Origin of the sequence: Quatrionicoccus australiensis, from assembly GCF_020510425.1 — a bacterium.
GTDB classification, from domain to species: domain Bacteria; phylum Pseudomonadota; class Gammaproteobacteria; order Burkholderiales; family Rhodocyclaceae; genus Azonexus; species Azonexus australiensis_A.
On sequence record NZ_JAHBAH010000001.1, the window covers coordinates 3,558,343 to 3,574,274 of the forward strand.

15 protein-coding genes are annotated in these 15,932 nt (G+C 63.7%); 5 read left to right on the plus strand and 10 right to left on the minus strand.

All coding sequences use genetic code 11. The features are described 5' to 3' along the window. Positions 1–42: 42 nt before the first annotated feature. The 10 genes from KIG99_RS17045 to paaN form a co-directional block, all read right to left on the minus strand. Positions 43–498: a GNAT family N-acetyltransferase gene (locus tag KIG99_RS17045; RefSeq protein WP_226461235.1), complete on the minus strand. Its 456-nt coding sequence runs from the start codon at positions 496–498 to the stop codon at positions 43–45. A gap of 111 nt (positions 499–609) precedes the next feature. Beyond that, the gene (locus KIG99_RS17050; RefSeq protein ID WP_226461851.1) at positions 610–1,395 is read right to left on the minus strand and encodes an enoyl-CoA hydratase/isomerase family protein; all 786 of its coding nucleotides are present in this window, start codon (positions 1,393–1,395) and stop codon (positions 610–612) included. A gap of 5 nt (positions 1,396–1,400) precedes the next feature. Further along, positions 1,401–2,174, minus strand: a complete 774-nt coding sequence (locus tag KIG99_RS17055; RefSeq protein WP_226461236.1) for an enoyl-CoA hydratase — start codon at positions 2,172–2,174, stop codon at positions 1,401–1,403. Between the two features lie 70 nt (positions 2,175–2,244). Then, positions 2,245–3,390 (minus strand): ABC transporter substrate-binding protein, encoded by a 1,146-nt coding sequence (locus KIG99_RS17060; protein WP_226461237.1) that lies wholly within the window; start codon positions 3,388–3,390, stop codon positions 2,245–2,247. An 86-nt stretch (positions 3,391–3,476) separates the two neighbouring features. Further along, positions 3,477–4,682 carry a 3-oxoadipyl-CoA thiolase gene (pcaF, locus tag KIG99_RS17065; RefSeq protein ID WP_226461238.1) on the minus strand — a complete coding sequence of 402 codons (1,206 nt, stop codon included), beginning with the start codon at positions 4,680–4,682 and terminating at the stop codon, positions 3,477–3,479. 118 nt (positions 4,683–4,800) lie between these two features. Beyond that, positions 4,801–6,126 (minus strand): phenylacetate--CoA ligase PaaK, encoded by a 1,326-nt coding sequence (gene paaK, locus KIG99_RS17070; protein ID WP_226461239.1) that lies wholly within the window; start codon positions 6,124–6,126, stop codon positions 4,801–4,803. Between the two features lie 29 nt (positions 6,127–6,155). Further along, positions 6,156–6,620, minus strand: a complete 465-nt coding sequence (gene paaI, locus KIG99_RS17075; protein ID WP_226461240.1) for a hydroxyphenylacetyl-CoA thioesterase PaaI — start codon at positions 6,618–6,620, stop codon at positions 6,156–6,158. After that, on the minus strand, positions 6,613–8,142 hold the full coding sequence (gene paaH, locus KIG99_RS17080; RefSeq protein ID WP_226461241.1) for a 3-hydroxyacyl-CoA dehydrogenase PaaH: 1,530 nt from the start codon (positions 8,140–8,142) through the stop codon (positions 6,613–6,615). Before paaH ends, paaI begins: the two co-directional genes overlap by 8 nt. Before the next feature lie 4 nt (positions 8,143–8,146). Then, on the minus strand, positions 8,147–8,941 hold the full coding sequence (gene paaG / locus KIG99_RS17085; RefSeq protein WP_226461242.1) for a 2-(1,2-epoxy-1,2-dihydrophenyl)acetyl-CoA isomerase PaaG: 795 nt from the start codon (positions 8,939–8,941) through the stop codon (positions 8,147–8,149). A 10-nt stretch (positions 8,942–8,951) separates the two neighbouring features. Then, positions 8,952–10,616: a phenylacetic acid degradation protein PaaN gene (gene paaN / locus KIG99_RS17090; RefSeq protein WP_226461243.1), complete on the minus strand. Its 1,665-nt coding sequence runs from the start codon at positions 10,614–10,616 to the stop codon at positions 8,952–8,954. A 372-nt stretch (positions 10,617–10,988) separates the two neighbouring features. Here paaN and KIG99_RS17095 point away from each other — a divergent pair, with 372 nt between their 5' ends. From KIG99_RS17095 to KIG99_RS17115, 5 genes are all read left to right on the plus strand, one after another. Then, complete coding sequence (locus KIG99_RS17095) at positions 10,989–12,017, plus strand: hypothetical protein (protein WP_226461244.1); 1,029 nt, start codon at positions 10,989–10,991, stop codon at positions 12,015–12,017. A gap of 99 nt (positions 12,018–12,116) precedes the next feature. Next, positions 12,117–13,166 carry a 2Fe-2S iron-sulfur cluster-binding protein gene (locus KIG99_RS17100; RefSeq protein WP_226461245.1) on the plus strand — a complete coding sequence of 350 codons (1,050 nt, stop codon included), beginning with the start codon at positions 12,117–12,119 and terminating at the stop codon, positions 13,164–13,166. A 93-nt stretch (positions 13,167–13,259) separates the two neighbouring features. Beyond that, complete coding sequence (locus KIG99_RS17105) at positions 13,260–14,135, plus strand: branched-chain amino acid ABC transporter permease (protein ID WP_226461246.1); 876 nt, start codon at positions 13,260–13,262, stop codon at positions 14,133–14,135. A gap of 86 nt (positions 14,136–14,221) precedes the next feature. Further along, the gene (locus KIG99_RS17110) at positions 14,222–15,154 is read left to right on the plus strand and encodes a branched-chain amino acid ABC transporter permease (protein WP_226461247.1); all 933 of its coding nucleotides are present in this window, start codon (positions 14,222–14,224) and stop codon (positions 15,152–15,154) included. Positions 15,155–15,156: 2 nt separating this feature from the next. Then, a complete protein-coding gene (locus tag KIG99_RS17115; protein ID WP_226461248.1) occupies positions 15,157–15,918 on the plus strand; it encodes an ABC transporter ATP-binding protein in 762 nt (253 codons plus the stop codon). The last annotated feature ends 14 nt before the right edge of the window (positions 15,919–15,932 follow it).

Here is a 15,932-nt window from a genome sequence, read left to right on the forward strand (position 1 = left end):
GCGCGATTATGTTGCCGCGACGTGACAGGCTTGTGACACCGATCAGCGTGCAAAGCGGCGCAGCATCAGGTAGCGGCCATCGACGCCGCTCCCGGGGACCAGCGTGAAACCATGGTCACGAAAGCGTTTGGCCTTGGCGCTGGAGACCAGGATGCGACCGTTGGCGAAGTTCTTTTCCAGCCACTCGATGCGCGCTCCGAGCAGGGAGCGACCGATGCCCTGGCCGCGATGTTCCTGGGCCACCGCCGAGAGATAGAGCAGATGCGTCTTGCTCGCCCAGTCGGCGGCCTTGACGCCGCCGATGCCGACGATCTTGCCGGCCTTCTGCGCGATGAAGAATTGCCGGTAAAGACGGCCGTCGACCGCCTGCAACTCGTCCTGCAGGCGGCGCTGGCCATAATGCTCGGGTTCGGCAAAGGCATTGACGAGCAGCACCAGGGCCGCCTCGACCAGCGGCACGCTGCTCGTATCCAGCATTTCGACATGGAATTTGCTCATCGTCTCGACCCATCCTGACGGACTTTCCGGGCGGCCAGCTTAGCCGCCGGATATTTCAGCCGGGTGACGGTCGAGCATCACCCGGCGCCGTGCCGTTAAGCGTTCTGCCGTTCAGGCCAGCCAGGCCGGCGGGCGCTTGTCGAGGAAGGCGGCGATGCCGTCCTTCGCTTCGTCGGTGGCGCGCTGCCGCGCGATGCGGCGGGCGGTTTCCTCGCTGATGACTTCGTCGATTTTTTGCCCGTCGACCGCTGCGATCAGATCCTTGGCTGCCTTCTGTGCCTGCGGGCCGCCCTGCAGCAGGGTCTCGGCGAGTTGTGCGACGGCGGCGTCGAGCGCCTCGGGGGCGACCACTTCGCCGACCAGGCCGATCGCCAGGGCGCGTTCGGCGCTAATCCGCTCGGCGCTCTGGAAATAGCGCAAGGCGTGGCGTGGACCGATGGCGCGCAGTACGTAGGGGCTGATCGCCGACGGGATGATGCCGAACTTTACTTCCGACGTGGAGAAGGCGGCCGTCGTGTCGGCAATCGCCATGTCGCAGGCCGCAGTCAGGCCGGTGCCGCCGCCCAGCGCGGCACCCTGGACGCGGGCGATGGTCGGTTTTGACATCTGCGCCAGGGTGCGCAGCATGCGGGCGAACCGGCGTGCGTCGTCGAGATTCTGTTCCGGCGTGAATTGCGCCGCGCGCTTCATCCAGTTGAGGTCGGCGCCGGCCGAAAAATGCTTGCCGCGCCCGCCAAGGACGACGACCCGTACCGAAGCATCGGCATCAAGTTCACGACAGGCGGCGGCGAGTTCGGCGATCAGTTGTTCGTCGAAGGCATTGAGGACGGCCGGGCGGTTCATCCAGATCGTGGCGATCCGGCCGGCGCGTTCGATTTCGAGGGTCTGGTACATGATGGTTCTCAGCGGTTCTTGAAGCTCGGCTTGCGCTTCTCGGCGAAGGCGGCCATGCCTTCCTTCTGGTCTTCGAGCGCGAAAGTGGCGTGGAAGACGCGGCGCTCGAAGAGCAGGCCTTCATTCAACGACGATTCAAAGGCGCGATTGACCGATTCCTTGATCATCATGATCACCGGCAGCGAGTAGCCGGCAATGGTCTGCGCGGCCTTCAGGGTTTCCTCGAGCAAGGTGTCGGCCGGGAAAATGCGGGCGACCAGGCCGGCACGTTCGGCTTCGGCGGCATCCATCATGCGTGCCGAGAGGCACATGTCCATCGCCTTGGCCTTGCCGACGGCGCGCGGCAGGCGCTGCGAACCACCGAGGCCGGGCATGGTGCCGAGCTTGATTTCCGGCTGGCCGAACTTGGCGGTGTCGGCGGCATAGATCATGTCGCACATCATCGCCATCTCGCAGCCACCGCCCAGCGCAAAGCCGGCCACCGCCGCGATCACCGGCTTGCGCGCCGTCTTGATGCGCTCCCAGCCTCGGGTGATGTAGTCGTTCTTGTAGGCGTGCATGTAGTCGTAATCCTTCATCGCGCCGATGTCGGCGCCGGCGGCGAAGGCTTTTTCACTGCCGGTGATGACGATGCAGCCGATGTTTTCGTCGGCTTCGAAGGTGTCGACCGCCGCATGGATGCCGGCGATCACGTCGGTATTCAGCGCATTGAGCGCTTCCGGGCGGTTGAGGCGGATCAGGCCGACCTTGCCGATGACTTCGGTGAGGACTGTCTGGTTCATGGTGTTCTCCGAAAAAATGGCCGCCGGGTGTTAACCCTGGCGGCCGAACAGTGCAGCAGGGAAGATCGAATTACTGGGCGATGGTCCAGTCGCCGCTCTTGACTTCGAGCATGCGGAAAGCGGAAAGGTCGAGGCCCATGTGGTCGGTAGCCGACATGTTCACGATGCCGCCGGTGCCGACGTAGCCCTTGGTCGCTTCGAGGGCGTCGCGGACCTTGGCCTTGTCGGTGGAATTGGCACGTTTGATCGCGTCGACCGCCAGCATCAGGCCGTCGTAGGCATGGCCGCCAAAGGTCGAGACATCGGTTTTCCAGCGTGCTTCAAAAGCCTTGCTGTAGCCGACGGCAACTGCCTTCTGCGGGTCCTTGTCGTTGAGCTTGTTGGCGACGAGCAGGGCGGCAGCCGGCAGGCGGATGCCTTCCGCAGCCGGGCCGGCGAGCTTGATGAACTCTTCGGAAGCGACGCCATGCGCGTGGTAGAGCGGTAGATTGACGCTCAACTGCTTGAAGTTCTTGGTGGCGATCGCCGGCCCCTGGCCGAGACCGAAGATGAATACCGCCTGCACGCCGGGCGTGCCCTTGATCTTGGTCAGCTGCGGGCTCATGTCGGTATCCTTCGGCCCGTAGGTCTCGTTGGCGACCAGCGTGATGCCGTACTTGGCGGCAACGCCTTCGCTTTCCTTCTTGCCGGAACCGCCGAAACCGCTGGTTTCGGAGAGCAGGGCGACCTTGCTGATGCCGCGCTTCTTCATGTCCTCGAAGACCTTTTCGGCGGCCATGCGGTCGGTGTGCGGCGTCTTGAACAGCCATTTCTTGACCGGCTCGACGATGACCACGGCGCCGGCCAGCGAGATGAACGGAATGCCCGCCTTCTCGACCAGCGGAGCAGCCGACATGGTGGCGCCGGTGGTGGTGCCGCCGACCAGCACGTCGACCTTGTCGTCCTCGATCAGGCGCTTGGTGAAGCCGTTGGCCTTGCCGGCATCGCTACCGTCGTCGTAATGCACCAGTTCCAGCGGTCGACCGAGTACGCCGCCCTTTTTGTTGATGTCTTCGACGTACATCTGCAGGGTTTTCAGTTCCGGATCGCCGAGGAAGGCGGCCGGACCGGTGACGGAAAGGACCGAACCGATCTTGATCGGGTCGGCAGCGAAGGCACTGAATGCGCCAAGAATCAGGACGGCGCCGGCAGCAAGCTTTTTGATGCTTTTATTCATGGGTTTGTCTCCTCCACGGGGTGTTGTCGGTACTGCGGTTAAAACGGTTTTGCCCGGTTTACAAGCGTGGACCGGGCGGCGGGATTTCAGACGCGCTCGATCACCATGGCGATGCCTTGCCCGACCCCGATGCACATCGTGCATAGGGCGTAGCGGCCGCCACGGCGCTGGAGTTCATAGGCGGCGGTGGTGACCAGCCGGGCGCCGCTCATGCCGAGCGGGTGGCCGAGCGCGATCGCGCCGCCGTTGGGATTCACATGTGCCGCATCGTCGGCCAGGCCGAGATCGCGCAACACGGCCAGCGCCTGCGCGGCGAAGGCTTCGTTGAGTTCGATGACGTCCATGTCGGCGAGGCTGAGGCCGGTCTGCGCCAATACCTTGCGCACCGCGGGGGCGGGACCGAAACCCATGATGCGCGGCGCCACGCCGGCCGTTGCCATGCCGACGACGCGGGCCAGCGGCTTCAGGCCATACTGGCCGGCGGCGGCTTCCGAAGCGATCAGCAGCGCACAGGCACCGTCATTGACGCCGGACGCATTGCCGGCGGTGACCGTGAGTTCCGGGCCGTTCACGCCCTTGAGCTTGGCGAGCTGTTCGAGCGTCGTTTCGGGACGCGGATGTTCGTCACGGTTGACCACTTTCGGATCGCCTTTTTTCTGGGCGATGACCACCGGCACCAGCTCGTCGGCAAAACGTCCGGCCGCATCGGCCGCACCCCAGCGCTGCTGCGAGCGGATCGCGAAGGCGTCCTGGTCGGCGCGGCTGATGCCGAACTGCTCGGCGACGTTATCGGCCGTCTGCGGCATCGAATGCGTGTCGTAGAGCTTCTTCATCAGCGGGTTGGCAAAGCGCCAGCCGATGGTCGTGTCGTAGATCGCGGCATTGCGCGAGAAGGCGGAGTCTGCCTTGCCCATCACGAAGGGGGCGCGCGACATGCTTTCGACGCCGCCGGCAATCATCAATGAGGTTTCGCCGGCCTTGATTGAGCGCGCGGCCAGCCCGACCGCGTCCATGCCGGAGCCGCACAGGCGGTTGACCGTCGTGCCCGGCACTTCGATGGGCAGCCCGGCGAGCAGGCCGGACATGCGGGCGACGTTGCGGTTGTCTTCGCCGGCCTGGTTGGCGCAGCCGTAGATGATGTCATCGACGGCTGTCCAGTCGACCTGCGGATTGCGTTCCATCAGCGCCTTGAGCGGAATGGCGCCGAGGTCGTCGGCGCGCACGCCGGACAGCGCGCCGCCGTAGCGGCCGATCGGGGTACGGATGGCGTCGCAGATAAAGGCTTGAGTCATGTTCATTCTTTCTTCATTAAGCTGGCGTTCCTTAACCCCCCCAGCCCCCCTTGTCAGGGGGGAGCTATATCTCCCTCCCCTGACAAGGGGAGGGCCGGGGAGGGGTTGGTTCTCTGCCTCAGTCGCGTTTCGGGCGTTCGTCGAGCACGCGCTTGGCCTTGCCGACCTGGGTGCGCGGGATGGCGTCGAATTCCATGACGGTGATCTTGGTCGACACGCCGATGATGGTCTTGATGCGGTGCTGCAGTTCCTTGCTGATCTGCTGGATCTCGCTCTGCGGCAGCTTGCCGGACAGCTCGCGCTGCACTTCGCAGCGCACTTCGAGGTTGTCCATGTGGCCGTCGCGGGTGACGACGACCTGGTAATTGCCGGCCAGGCGCTTGTCGCGCAGGATCTGTTCCTCGATCTGGGTCGGGAAGACATTGACGCCGCGGATGATCAGCATGTCGTCGGAACGGCCGGTGATCTTGCCGATGCGGCGGAAGGAGCGGGAAGTCGGCGGCAGCAGGCGGGTCAGGTCGCGGGTGCGGTAGCGGATGACCGGGAAGGCTTCCTTGGTCAGCGAGGTGAACACCAGTTCGCCTTCCGAGCCGTCGGGCAGCACTTCGCCGGTTTCCGGGTCGATGATCTCGGGGTAGAAGTGGTCTTCCCAGATTACCGGGCCGTCCTTGGTTTCGATGCATTCGCAGGCGACGCCGGGGCCCATGACTTCGGTCAGGCCGTAGATGTCGATTGCGTCGATGCCGAGCTTGCGCTCGATTTCGCTGCGCATGCCTTCGCCCCAGGGTTCGGCGCCGAAGATGCCGACCTTGAGCGAGATTTCGTCCGGCTTGATGCCGAGGCGCTCGAACTCTTCGGCGATCACCAGCGAGTAGGACGGCGTGACCATGATGATCTCGGGCTTGAAGTCCATGATCTGCTGTACCTGCTTCTCGGTCTGGCCGCCCGACATCGGCACGGCGCAGCAACCGAGGCGCTCGACGCCGTAGTGGGCGCCGAGGCCGCCTGTAAACATGCCGTAACCGTAGGCAACATGCACCATGTCACCGGCGCGGCCGCCGGCCGCACGGATCGAGCGGGCGACGACGTCGGCCCAGTTGTTGAGGTCGTTCTGCGTGTAGCCGACCACCACCGACTTGCCGGTCGTGCCGGACGACGCATGCAGGCGGGCAATCTTGTTGCGCGGCACGGCGAACAGCCCGAACGGATAGTTGTCGCGCAGGTCGAGCTTGGTCATGAAGGGGAATTTACTGAGGTCGCTCAGTGTCTTCAGGTCGTCCGGATGCACGCCCTTTTCCAGGCATTTGCGGCGATACGGCTCGACATTGTCGTAGCTGTGGCGCACCGACCATTTCAGGCGTTCGAGTTGCAGGGCCGAAATTTCGTCGCGGCTGGCGGTCTCGATAGCATCGAGTTCGCCGGGCAGGGGTTTCTTGGCGGTCATGTTTGTCTCCTCTCTTGGGTGGGCCAGGCTCAGTCGGCCTGTTGCAGTCCGGCGATCACTTCGCCATTGATGCGATAACTCTTGCCGCGGAACAGCGCGACGGTCTTGCCGCCGGCCACGCGCACGCTGATGTCGTAAACACCGGTACGGCCGGCGGCGGAACGTTCGACTGCCTCGGCTTCGAGCGTGTCGCCTTCTTTCGCCGGGGCGAGGAAGTCGATGTGGCAGGCCGACGCGACGGTGTTCTTGTTGTAGCTGTTGCAGGCGTAGGCGAAGGCGGTGTCGGCCAGGCTGAAGATCATGCCGCCGTGGCAGATGTGGTGGCCGTTCACCATGTCGCCGCGCACCGTCATGGTGAGCAGCGCGGCGCCCGGTTGGACGCGCACGATCTTCATGCCCAGCGCCTGCGCGGCGCGGTCACGGGAAAACATCGCCGTGGCGGTGGCTTCGGCCAGAGCTTGCGCCTCGGCCGGGGAGAGGTGGTGTTCAGTCATGGATGTTTCTTCCGGCAAACACGGCGCGCTGCAGCAGCGGCGAAATGCGGTAGCGGTCCTCACCGTAGCAGGTGCCGAGGTTGGCGAGCACGTCGCAGATGTTGCCGGCGCCGACAGCATCGGCCCAGGCGAGCGGCCCTTGCGGGTAATTGACGCCGAGGCGCATGGCAGAGTCGGCAGCGGTTTCGGAGCAAACGCCCTGGTTGACCGCATCGGCCGCTTCGTTGGCGAGCATGGCGACGGTACGCATCACGGCCAGGCCGGGCACGTCGAGAAAGCGCGAGACGGCAAAGCCGGCGGCTTGCAGCAGGCCGACGGCCGAGTTGATGGCGGCCGGTTCGCACTGTTCGGCAGCGGCAATCGCAATGCGGCTGGCCGTGGCGTAGTCGAGCGCGAGATCGATCAATACCGTATTGGCGACGCCGGATTCGGCAGCGCACTGCGTCGCGCTGCGTCCGTCGGTGACATAGAGCGTGGCCAGCCCGATATCGGCGATGCGGCCATCGGTTTCCGGCGCGCGCGAAAAGGACAGGCCGCTGTGCGAAAGACGGTCAGCCAGTGCATCGGCAGCGGTCGACTCGCCAAAAACGGTGATTTTGCCGGCCGGCGTTTGCGCCGCTTCGGTCTGCGCGGCCGGTTTCACGGCGCCATCGCGGTAATCGTAGAAACCGCGGCCGGTCTTCTTGCCGTAGAAACCGGCATCGACCAGTTCCTGCTGGATCAGCGAGGGCAGGAAGCGCTGGTCGTTGTAGAAGGCGCGCCAGACCGAGTTGGTCACGGCGAAATTGACGTCGTGGCCGATCATGTCCATCAACTCGAACGGCCCCATGCGGAAACCGCCGGCCTCGCGCATCACGGCGTCGATGGTGGCGTAATCGGCAGCGCCTTCCTGCGCCAGGCGCAGGGCCTCGGCGTAGTAGGGGCGGGCGACGCGATTGACGATGAAGCCGGGCGTCGATTTGGCATGCACTGGCGTCTTGCCCCAGGCTGCGGCAGTCGCGAACAGGGTGTCGGCGACGGCGCGCTCGGTCGCCAGGCCGGAGACGATTTCAACCAGGGCCATGAGCGGCGCCGGATTGAAGAAGTGCAGGCCGGCCAGGCGTTCCGGATGCTTGAGCGCGGCCCCGATGGCGGTGACCGAGATCGACGAGGTGTTGGTGCCGAAGATGCAGTCGGCGGCGACGATGGCCTCGAGGTCGGCGTACAGCTTCTGCTTGGCTTCGAGATTCTCGACGATGGCTTCGACGACAAGCGCGCAGCCGGCTAGATCGGCGAGGTTTTCGACCGCTTGCAGGCGCCCGCCGGCGGCCGCGGCCGCCTCAGCGGTCAACCTGCCTTTTTCGGCCATTTTGCCGAACTGGGCGCGGATGCCATCAATGGCCTTGGCGGCGGCGCCCGGCCGGTTGTCGAGCAGACGCACGACATGGCCGGCGGCGGCTGCCACCTGGGCGATGCCGGCGCCCATTGCACCGGTGCCGACGACGGCAACGATGCTCTGCTGGGGTAGGGGTGTGTTGCTCACGCCATCACTCTCCGGTGAATTTGGGGGCGCGTTTTTCCATGAAGGCGGCGACGCCTTCGGCGTAGTCCGGGCTCCAGCCCAGCTCGCGCATGTAGCTGCCTTCCAGCGACAGTTGCTGCTCCAGCGTGTGGCCGGGGGCGGCATGCATGGCCTGGCGGGTGCGCACCAGCGCCTTGGTCGGCGCCGTGGAAAGTTGCTTTGCCAGGCCGTCGACCGCTGCGGCGAACTCGGCATCCTCGACGCATTGCCAGATCAGGCCCCAGTCGGCAGCCTTTTCGGCGGGCAGCTTGTCGGCGAGCAGGGCGAGGCCCATGGCGCGCGCCATGCCGACGCGCTGCGGCAGGAACCAGGTGCCGCCGGTGTCCGGAATCAGGCCGATCTTGGAGAAGGCCTGCAGGAAGGAGGCGGATTTCGTGGCGAGCACCAGATCGCAGGCCAGGGCGACCGACGCGCCGGCGCCGGCGGCGATGCCGTTGACGGCGGCGATGGTCGGCACGCGCAGGTTCTGCAGGCGCAGGATCAGCGGCTTGTAATTGGCTTCGACGACATTGCCGATGTCCGGCATCTTGCCGTTGACGCTGGCCATGTCCGGGTCGGCCAGGTCCTGGCCGGCACAGAAAGCACGGCCGGCACCGGTCAACACCAGAACGCGGATGTTTTTGTCGCTCTGGACACGGTCGAGCGCATCGCGCAGTTCGGCATGCATGGCGCCGGTGAAGCTGTTCAGCTTGTCCGGGCGATTCAGGGTCAGGCGGGCGACGCCGGCCTCGACTTCAAACTTGATGTTTTCGTAGGTCATGGGCTGCGACTCAGATGTGATAACGGCGTTGCACGACAACGAAGCGATTGGCGACGAAAGCCGCATCGGCATAGGACGCATTGGCCGCCGGGTTGCCGCCGGTGCCGTGGTAGTCAGAGTAGGCCGCCGACTGGTTCACGAACACGCCGCCGGTCAGGTTGATCGACAGGGCGACCTTGGAGCGCATGGTGGCGGCGGTCATCGCGTCGAGCACGTCGGCGCTGGTCGAATAGATGCCGGCGGTCAGGGCGCCGTGGGTGCTGATGATGCGTTCGGACAGCGCAATCGCGGCGGCGGTATCGGCGACCTTGACGATGAAGCTGATCGGGCCGAAGCGCTCTTCCATGTAGGCCTTCTCGTCGGCGGCATCGCAGGCGAGCAGGATCGGGGTGCGCACTGCCGATTTCGGAAATTCCGGGTTGTCGAGCTTGCTCGAGGCGAGGATGACCTTGCCCAGCGCGCCGCTGTCAGCTTCATTGATGCGCTTCAGCGTATCGGCCGATTGCACGGCGCCGAGCACGGCGAGCGCAACTTCCGGCTTGGACAGGAAGCCGGAGACGGCTTTCGCCAGGTCGGCGCAGACGTCGTCGTAGCTCTTGTGGCCGTCTTCCGTTTCGATGCCGCCGGCCGGCACGAAGATCGCCTGCGAGGTGGTGCACATCTGGCCGGAGTAGAGCGCCAGCGTGAAGGCCAGGTTGCGCAGCATCGGCTTGTAGGCGTCGGTCGAGTCGATGACGATGTTGTTGACGCCGGCCAGCTCGGCATAGACGCGGGCCTGGCGGCAGTTGTCGATCAGCCACTGGCCGAAGACGTTGCTGCCGGTGAAGTCGATCGACTTGACGGCCGGATCGGTCACCAGCTTTTGCGTCGTGGCGCGGTCGGCAACGCACAGCGTGACCAGGTTGGGATCGATGCCGTTCTCGGCCAACACGGCGCGGATGGTGCGCACGGTGATCGCGGCGGGCAGGATGGCGTTGCTGTGCGGCTTGACGATCACGGCATTGCCCGTGGACAGCGCGGCAAACAGGCCGGGGTAGGTGTTCCAGGTCGGGAAGGTGCCGCAGCCGACGACGACGCCGACGCCATGGCCGACCAGTTCGAAGTGCTTCTTCATGACCAGCGGCGGGTTCTTGCCTTGCGGCTTTTCCCAGGTCGTTTCAGTCGGCACGAAGCTTTGTTCGCGGTAAGCGTAGGCGACGGCTTCGAGGCCACGGTCCTGGGCGTGCGGGGCGCCGGCCTGGAAGGCCATCATCCAGCCCTGGCCGGTGGTCATCATCACGGCGTGGGCGAGTTCGAAGCTCTGCTTGTTGAGGCGCTCAAGGATTTCCAGGCAGATGCCGGTGCGGCCGTCGGCGCCGGCTTTCTGCCAGCCGAGCATGGCCTGCTGGCCGGCGGCGATCAGTGCGGCGTGGTCGCAGACGGGATATTGCACATTCAGGTCGATGCCGTAGGGCGACTGTTCGCCACCGGTCCAGCCGCTCTGGCCAGGCTGGCCGAGTTCGAAGTTCCGGCCGAGGTGAGCCTCGAAAGCTTTCTTGCCATCTTCGGCCGCCGTTTCGCCATAAGTCTTCGGGCTCGGCATCTCGTTATAGGCCGACCAGTAGCCACGGGTGTGAATGGCGTTGAGGGCACCGTCGAGCGTGGCGCGGTGTTTTTCCAGTAGTTGGGCGGACATCCATATCTCCTTGGGGCTTTTTTCTTGGGCAAGTGCGCTGCAGTGCGGCGCGAATCTGAGCGAACGATACGAACTTGCTCGGCGATTGTCAATTGTTTGTATCGTAAAAATACAGTTTTTGTGATGTTATGTTTAGTAAAAACGATTTTGACGCAGTGCAAAAAACGAATTAAAACAATGGTAAAAAATGTTTTGTGCGCAAAATTTCTTTCGAGATTCTGAAATGTAAAATTTGTTCTGAAAAATATTTTGCACAAAGCGATACAAAAAACGTTGACACGCGGTGTTGGTAAGTATCATTATTCGATCCACGCCATCCGGGCACCTGGATGACTTACCAACCTGAGACGAAAACCCCGCCAAGGAGGAGATATGGCTAGCAACAAGGAACGTTTTGCCGACAAGATGGAATTCCCGCCGGAAATCCAGCAGCCCAACATCTATCCGCTGTCCTGGAACAGCAAGACCAAGAAGTTGCAGGAAGTCTGGGAAGCCTCGCTGCGCGAGAACTGGGATCCGGAAAAGCTGCCCTGGGATACGCTGGATGTAGACAGCTACACCTGGGAAGAGCGCGAATCCATCGCCTACTGGTGGAGCCTGCTCTCCGTATTCGATGCGTCCGCCCCGCCGGTTTTCGCCGAAGCGCTGGTCAAGACCTATGAAGTGCATGAGGAAGATCCGGTCCGCAAGTGCTTCTTCTCGGTCACCCGCGACGAACAGAACCACGAAATCATGTGCGGCCTGGCCATCACCAAGCTGCTCGGCCATCCGGACCCGATCACCTACGAGCCGAAGACCGAACTGGGCAAGCGCCTGCAGAAGAACGTCAAGTGGCTGTACTTCAACGGCGCCCGTTACTGGACCGGCTACAAGCAGGCCGTGCCCAAGTACGACCTGGCGGTTTTGTTCAGCTCCTTCCTGATGGGCGAGATCGCTGCCGCCACCATCTTCAAGCAGATGTTCGACAACTCCCGCGAAGCCGTCTTCAAGGAAGGTTTCAAGAACATCGGCCGCGACGAAGGCCGCCACATGGCGATCTGCATGGCCGTCATGGAACGCGACTACCCGGGCCTCAAGGAAGAAACCAAGTCCATCGTCACCAAGCAGATCCGCGCCGGTTACCTGTTCCTGTCGGCCGTGCTGTTCGAGCCGCCGATGGAATTCTGGGACCTGCCGGAAGACTTCATCGCCAACCAGCGTGAAGGCGAAGAAGTGGCCCGCGGCGCCGGTTTCGGCATCCCGAGCTACGAAGCCAAGCTGGAAAACTGGAAGAACGCGATGATCAACCTGAAGGGCGTGCTCGACCGCTACAACATCCCGTTCCCGGCGATTCCGGAAGTCGGCATCACCGGCCAGGAAGTCAGCGACGTCGATCTGGACGACATCATTCCGGTCTTCTAATCGGTCGACCGCGTAAAAGAAGCCAAAACGGCCGGTGCCCCGCGAGGGGTTCCGGCCTTGCCGCAACAGAGAAACCAAGACAAAAAAGGGGAAGACAAAATGGCTCGTATCATCATGCAACCGTCCGGCAAGTCCGTGGATTGCGCCTATGGCGATACCGTTCTGATGGCGCTGGAGAAGGCCGGCTACGCGCTGCCCAACAACTGCCGCGCCGGTGCCTGCGGTGAATGCAAGGTCAAAGTCACAACCGGCCAGTTCGACCAGGGCATGGTGCTCGACATGGCGCTGTCGCAGGACGAACGCAAGCAGGGCTATGGCCTGATGTGCATGGCCAAGCCGATTTCCGAGGAAATCAGCATCGAGTGGGGCACCGAGGACGCCAAGCCCAAACTCTTCCCGCCGCGCGAAGACGCGCTCTTTGTAGTTACCGACAAGAAACAGATCGCCGCCCGCGTCGTCGAGCTGCGCCTGCGCCCGGTCGGCCAGCCGATCCGCTACTGGCCCGGCCAGTACGTGACGCTCGGCAACCCGCGCGCCGACATTCCGGCCCGCGCCTATTCTATTTCCAATGCACCGCGCCCGGATGGCGAGCTGGTGCTGCAAATTGCCCGCGCCGAAGGCGGCGTGACCAGCAACTGGGTGCATGACCAGCTTGCGGTCGGCGAGGGCGTCAAGGTTTCCGGTGCCTACGGCACCTTCATCGGCGACCCGTCGGTCGATACGCCGGTGCTGTGCATCGCCGCCGGCACCGGCCTGGCGCCCGTGCTGGCGCTGGCCGAAGCGGCACTGCGCCGCGGCTTCAAGAAGCCGGTGACCATGCTCTTCTCGGCGCGTACCAAGGCTGACGTCTACAGCCAGGGCATGATGGCCTGGTGGCGCACCAAACATCGCAACTTCGACTACAAGGTGACGCTGACCCGCGAAGAAGCCGAGGGTTTCCTCAAGGGCCGCATCGATGTCGTGCTGCCGCAGATGTTCAAGGATCTCTCCAAGCACACCATCTTCATTGCCGGCAGCCCGGAGTTCGTCGATGCCGGCGTTGCCGCCGTCAAGGCACTCGGCGCGCAGGACGACCTGGTGCACACCGAGGGTTTCTTCGCGCAGCAGCAGCCGGTGACGGCGGATGCCGACCATCTGCTGGCCCACTGATCGATTTTTGCCCATTTGCCGCGGTCGACCGCTGCAAAACAATAAAAACGGAGACGACATGAACAACCATCGCCCGCGGGCAGGGAGGCTGTGATGCTTGCCCAGTTCCTGCAATTCCTCTTTTCCGGGATCACGGTCGGCGCCACCTACGCGCTGGCCGCGCTCGGCTTCACGCTGATCTACAACGCCAGCAACGTGATCAACTTCGCCCAGGGCGAATTCATCATGTTGGGCGGCATGCTTGCCGTGTTCTTCACGCAGGCCGGCCTGCCGCTGCCGGTCGCGCTGATGCTCGCCATCCTGATTCCGGCCATCGTCGGCGTGCTGATCGAAAAGCTCGCCATCGAGCCGGTCAAGGGCGCCGAACCGGTCACCCTGATCATCATCACCATCGGCGCCTCGCTGGTCATCCGCGGCCTGAGCGCGGTGATCTTCGGCAAGGGCACGCACAGCCTGCCGGCTTTCTCGGGCGATGCGCCGATCGAGATCCTTGGTGCGACGTTGCTGCCGCAGAGCCTGTGGGTACTCGGCGTGACCGCCGTGGTGGTCTTGGCGCTGTGGTATTTCTTCAACCGCACGCTGCACGGGAAGGCCATGCTGGCGACCTCGTTCAACCGTCTGGCGGCCGAACTGGTCGGCATCAACACGTCGTGGGTGCTGTTCATGAGTTTCGCGATGTCGGCGGCGCTCGGCGCGCTGGGCGGCATTCTGCTGACGCCGATCACGCTGACTTCCTACGACGTCGGGATCATGCTCGGTTTGAAGGGCTTCGTCGCCGCCGTGTTGGGCGGTCTGGGCAACGGCCTCGGTGCCGTGGTTGGCGGCCTGCTCGTCGGCATCCTCGAAGCGATGGGCGCCGGCTACATTTCGTCCGCCTACAAGGACGCAATGCCTTTCGTGCTCATCCTGTTCATTCTCTTCTTCATGCCGCGCGGCCTGTTCGGCGGCAAATCGACGGATCGGGTGTGAGATGAAACGACCCCCACACTCACTTCGTTCGTTGCCCCCCAAGGGGGCGCATGCCTCCCTCGGGGCGGCCCTTCGCGAGGCATAACATGAAGAAATCTGTCTACAACGGCCTTTACCTGGTCATCGCCATCCTGCTGGTGCTGCCTTTCGTGCTGCCCAACAGCTTCTACCTCGATCTCGTCATCCGCATGGCGATCAATGCCGTGATCGTGCTCGGCCTCAACCTGCTGATCGGCTTTGCCGGCCAGATCAGTCTCGGCCACGCCGGTTTCCTCGGTATCGGTGCCTACGCATCGGCTGTGCTGCCGACGCATTTCGGCTGGCATCCGCTGCTCGCCATGGGCGCCGGCGCTGCCACCACCGGCATTCTTGCCGCGCTGGTGGCGCGCCCGATCTTCAAGCTCAAGGGCAACTACCTGGCGATGGCGACGCTCGGCCTCGGCATCATCATCAACATCGCCCTGCGCAACGAAGCGCAATGGACGGGTGGGCCGGACGGCATGCCGGTGCCGGGCATGGGCCTGTTCGGTTTCGAGCTGGCCAGCGACAAGCACTGGTACTGGGTCGTCGCGCTGCTGCTCTCGGTGTCGGTGTGGGCTTCGCTCAACCTGATCGACTCGCCCTTCGGCCGGGCGCTGCGCGCGCTGCATGGCTCCGAAGTCGCGGCGCAGGTGGTCGGCGTCGATATCGTGCGCTACAAGGTGGCGATCTTCGTGCTCTCCGCCGTTTTCGCCAGCCTGATGGGTAGCGTTACGGCGCATTACGTCGGTTTCGTCAGCCCCAACTTCGCCGACTTCTTCCACTCCATCGAACTGGTCACCATGGTCGTGATCGGCGGCATGGCCTCGGTGTACGGCTCGCTGGTCGGCGCCGTGCTGCTGACCGCGCTGCCGCAGGCGCTGGCCACCTTCGAAGGCTGGGAAACCGTGGTCTTCGGCGCCATCCTGATGCTCTCGATGATCTTCCTGCCCAAGGGCCTGGTGCCGACGCTGGCAGCCAAATTCGGCAAGGGGAACTGAACATGTCGCTACTCGAAGTCAAGGACCTGTCCATCCATTTTGGTGGCGTCAAGGCGGTGCAGAACGTCTCGTTCAACATCGACGCCGGCATCGTCTACTCGGTGATCGGCCCGAACGGCGCCGGCAAGACGACGCTGTTCAACCTGATCACCGGCGTCTACAAGCCGACCACGGGCGAAATCCGTCTCGACGGCGAAGCCATCCACGGCAAGTCGCCCAACGAACTGGCCCGGCGCGGCGTGGCACGCACCTTCCAGAACCTGCAGATCTGCATGAACATGACGGCCATCGAAAACGTCATGGTCGGCGCCCATCTGCGTCTGGATCGCAACCTGGTCAAGGCGGCCCTGCGCTTCCCCGGCCTGAAAAAGCGTGACCGCGAGATGCGCGCCGAAGCGGCCAAACTGATGGATTTCGTCGGCCTCGGCCAGTACGTCGAAACCCGTGCCGACGCGATGTCCTACGGTGCCCTGAAGCGCCTGGAAATCGCCCGCGCCCTGGCCATGCAGCCGCGCCTGATTTTCCTCGACGAACCGGCCGCCGGCCTGAATCCCAAGGAAACCATCGAGATTGACCACCTGGTGCGCAAGATTGCCGATTCCGGCGTGACCGTGGTCCTCGTCGAGCACGACATGAAAATGGTCATGAACCTGTCGGACCGCATCCTGGTGCTCGATTACGGCAAGAAGCTGACCGAGGGCACGGGCGAGGAAATCAGAAAAAATCCCGATGTGATTGCGGCTTATCTCGGCGCTCACGCCTGAGAAGCAACTCGTGA

Excerpts from the sequence above, each read along its gene's own strand:
- paaN (WP_226461243.1), bottom strand. The coding sequence starts at position 10,616 with ATGTCCGCCCAACTACTGGAAAAACACCGCGCCACGCTCGACGGTGCC.
- pcaF (WP_226461238.1), bottom strand. The coding sequence starts at position 4,682 with ATGACTCAAGCCTTTATCTGCGACGCCATCCGTACCCCGATCGGCCGC.
- KIG99_RS17045 (WP_226461235.1), bottom strand. The coding sequence starts at position 498 with ATGAGCAAATTCCATGTCGAAATGCTGGATACGAGCAGCGTGCCGCTG.
- KIG99_RS17055 (WP_226461236.1), bottom strand. The coding sequence starts at position 2,174 with ATGAACCAGACAGTCCTCACCGAAGTCATCGGCAAGGTCGGCCTGATC.
- paaG (WP_226461242.1), bottom strand. The coding sequence starts at position 8,941 with ATGACCTACGAAAACATCAAGTTTGAAGTCGAGGCCGGCGTCGCCCGC.
- KIG99_RS17105 (WP_226461246.1), top strand. The coding sequence starts at position 13,260 with ATGCTTGCCCAGTTCCTGCAATTCCTCTTTTCCGGGATCACGGTCGGC.
- KIG99_RS17060 (WP_226461237.1), bottom strand. The coding sequence starts at position 3,390 with ATGAATAAAAGCATCAAAAAGCTTGCTGCCGGCGCCGTCCTGATTCTT.
- KIG99_RS17115 (WP_226461248.1), top strand. The coding sequence starts at position 15,157 with ATGTCGCTACTCGAAGTCAAGGACCTGTCCATCCATTTTGGTGGCGTC.
- KIG99_RS17100 (WP_226461245.1), top strand. The coding sequence starts at position 12,117 with ATGGCTCGTATCATCATGCAACCGTCCGGCAAGTCCGTGGATTGCGCC.
- KIG99_RS17110 (WP_226461247.1), top strand. The coding sequence starts at position 14,222 with ATGAAGAAATCTGTCTACAACGGCCTTTACCTGGTCATCGCCATCCTG.
- paaI (WP_226461240.1), bottom strand. The coding sequence starts at position 6,620 with ATGACTGAACACCACCTCTCCCCGGCCGAGGCGCAAGCTCTGGCCGAA.
- KIG99_RS17095 (WP_226461244.1), top strand. The coding sequence starts at position 10,989 with ATGGCTAGCAACAAGGAACGTTTTGCCGACAAGATGGAATTCCCGCCG.
- paaK (WP_226461239.1), bottom strand. The coding sequence starts at position 6,126 with ATGACCGCCAAGAAACCCCTGCCCGGCGAACTCGATGCTATCGAGACC.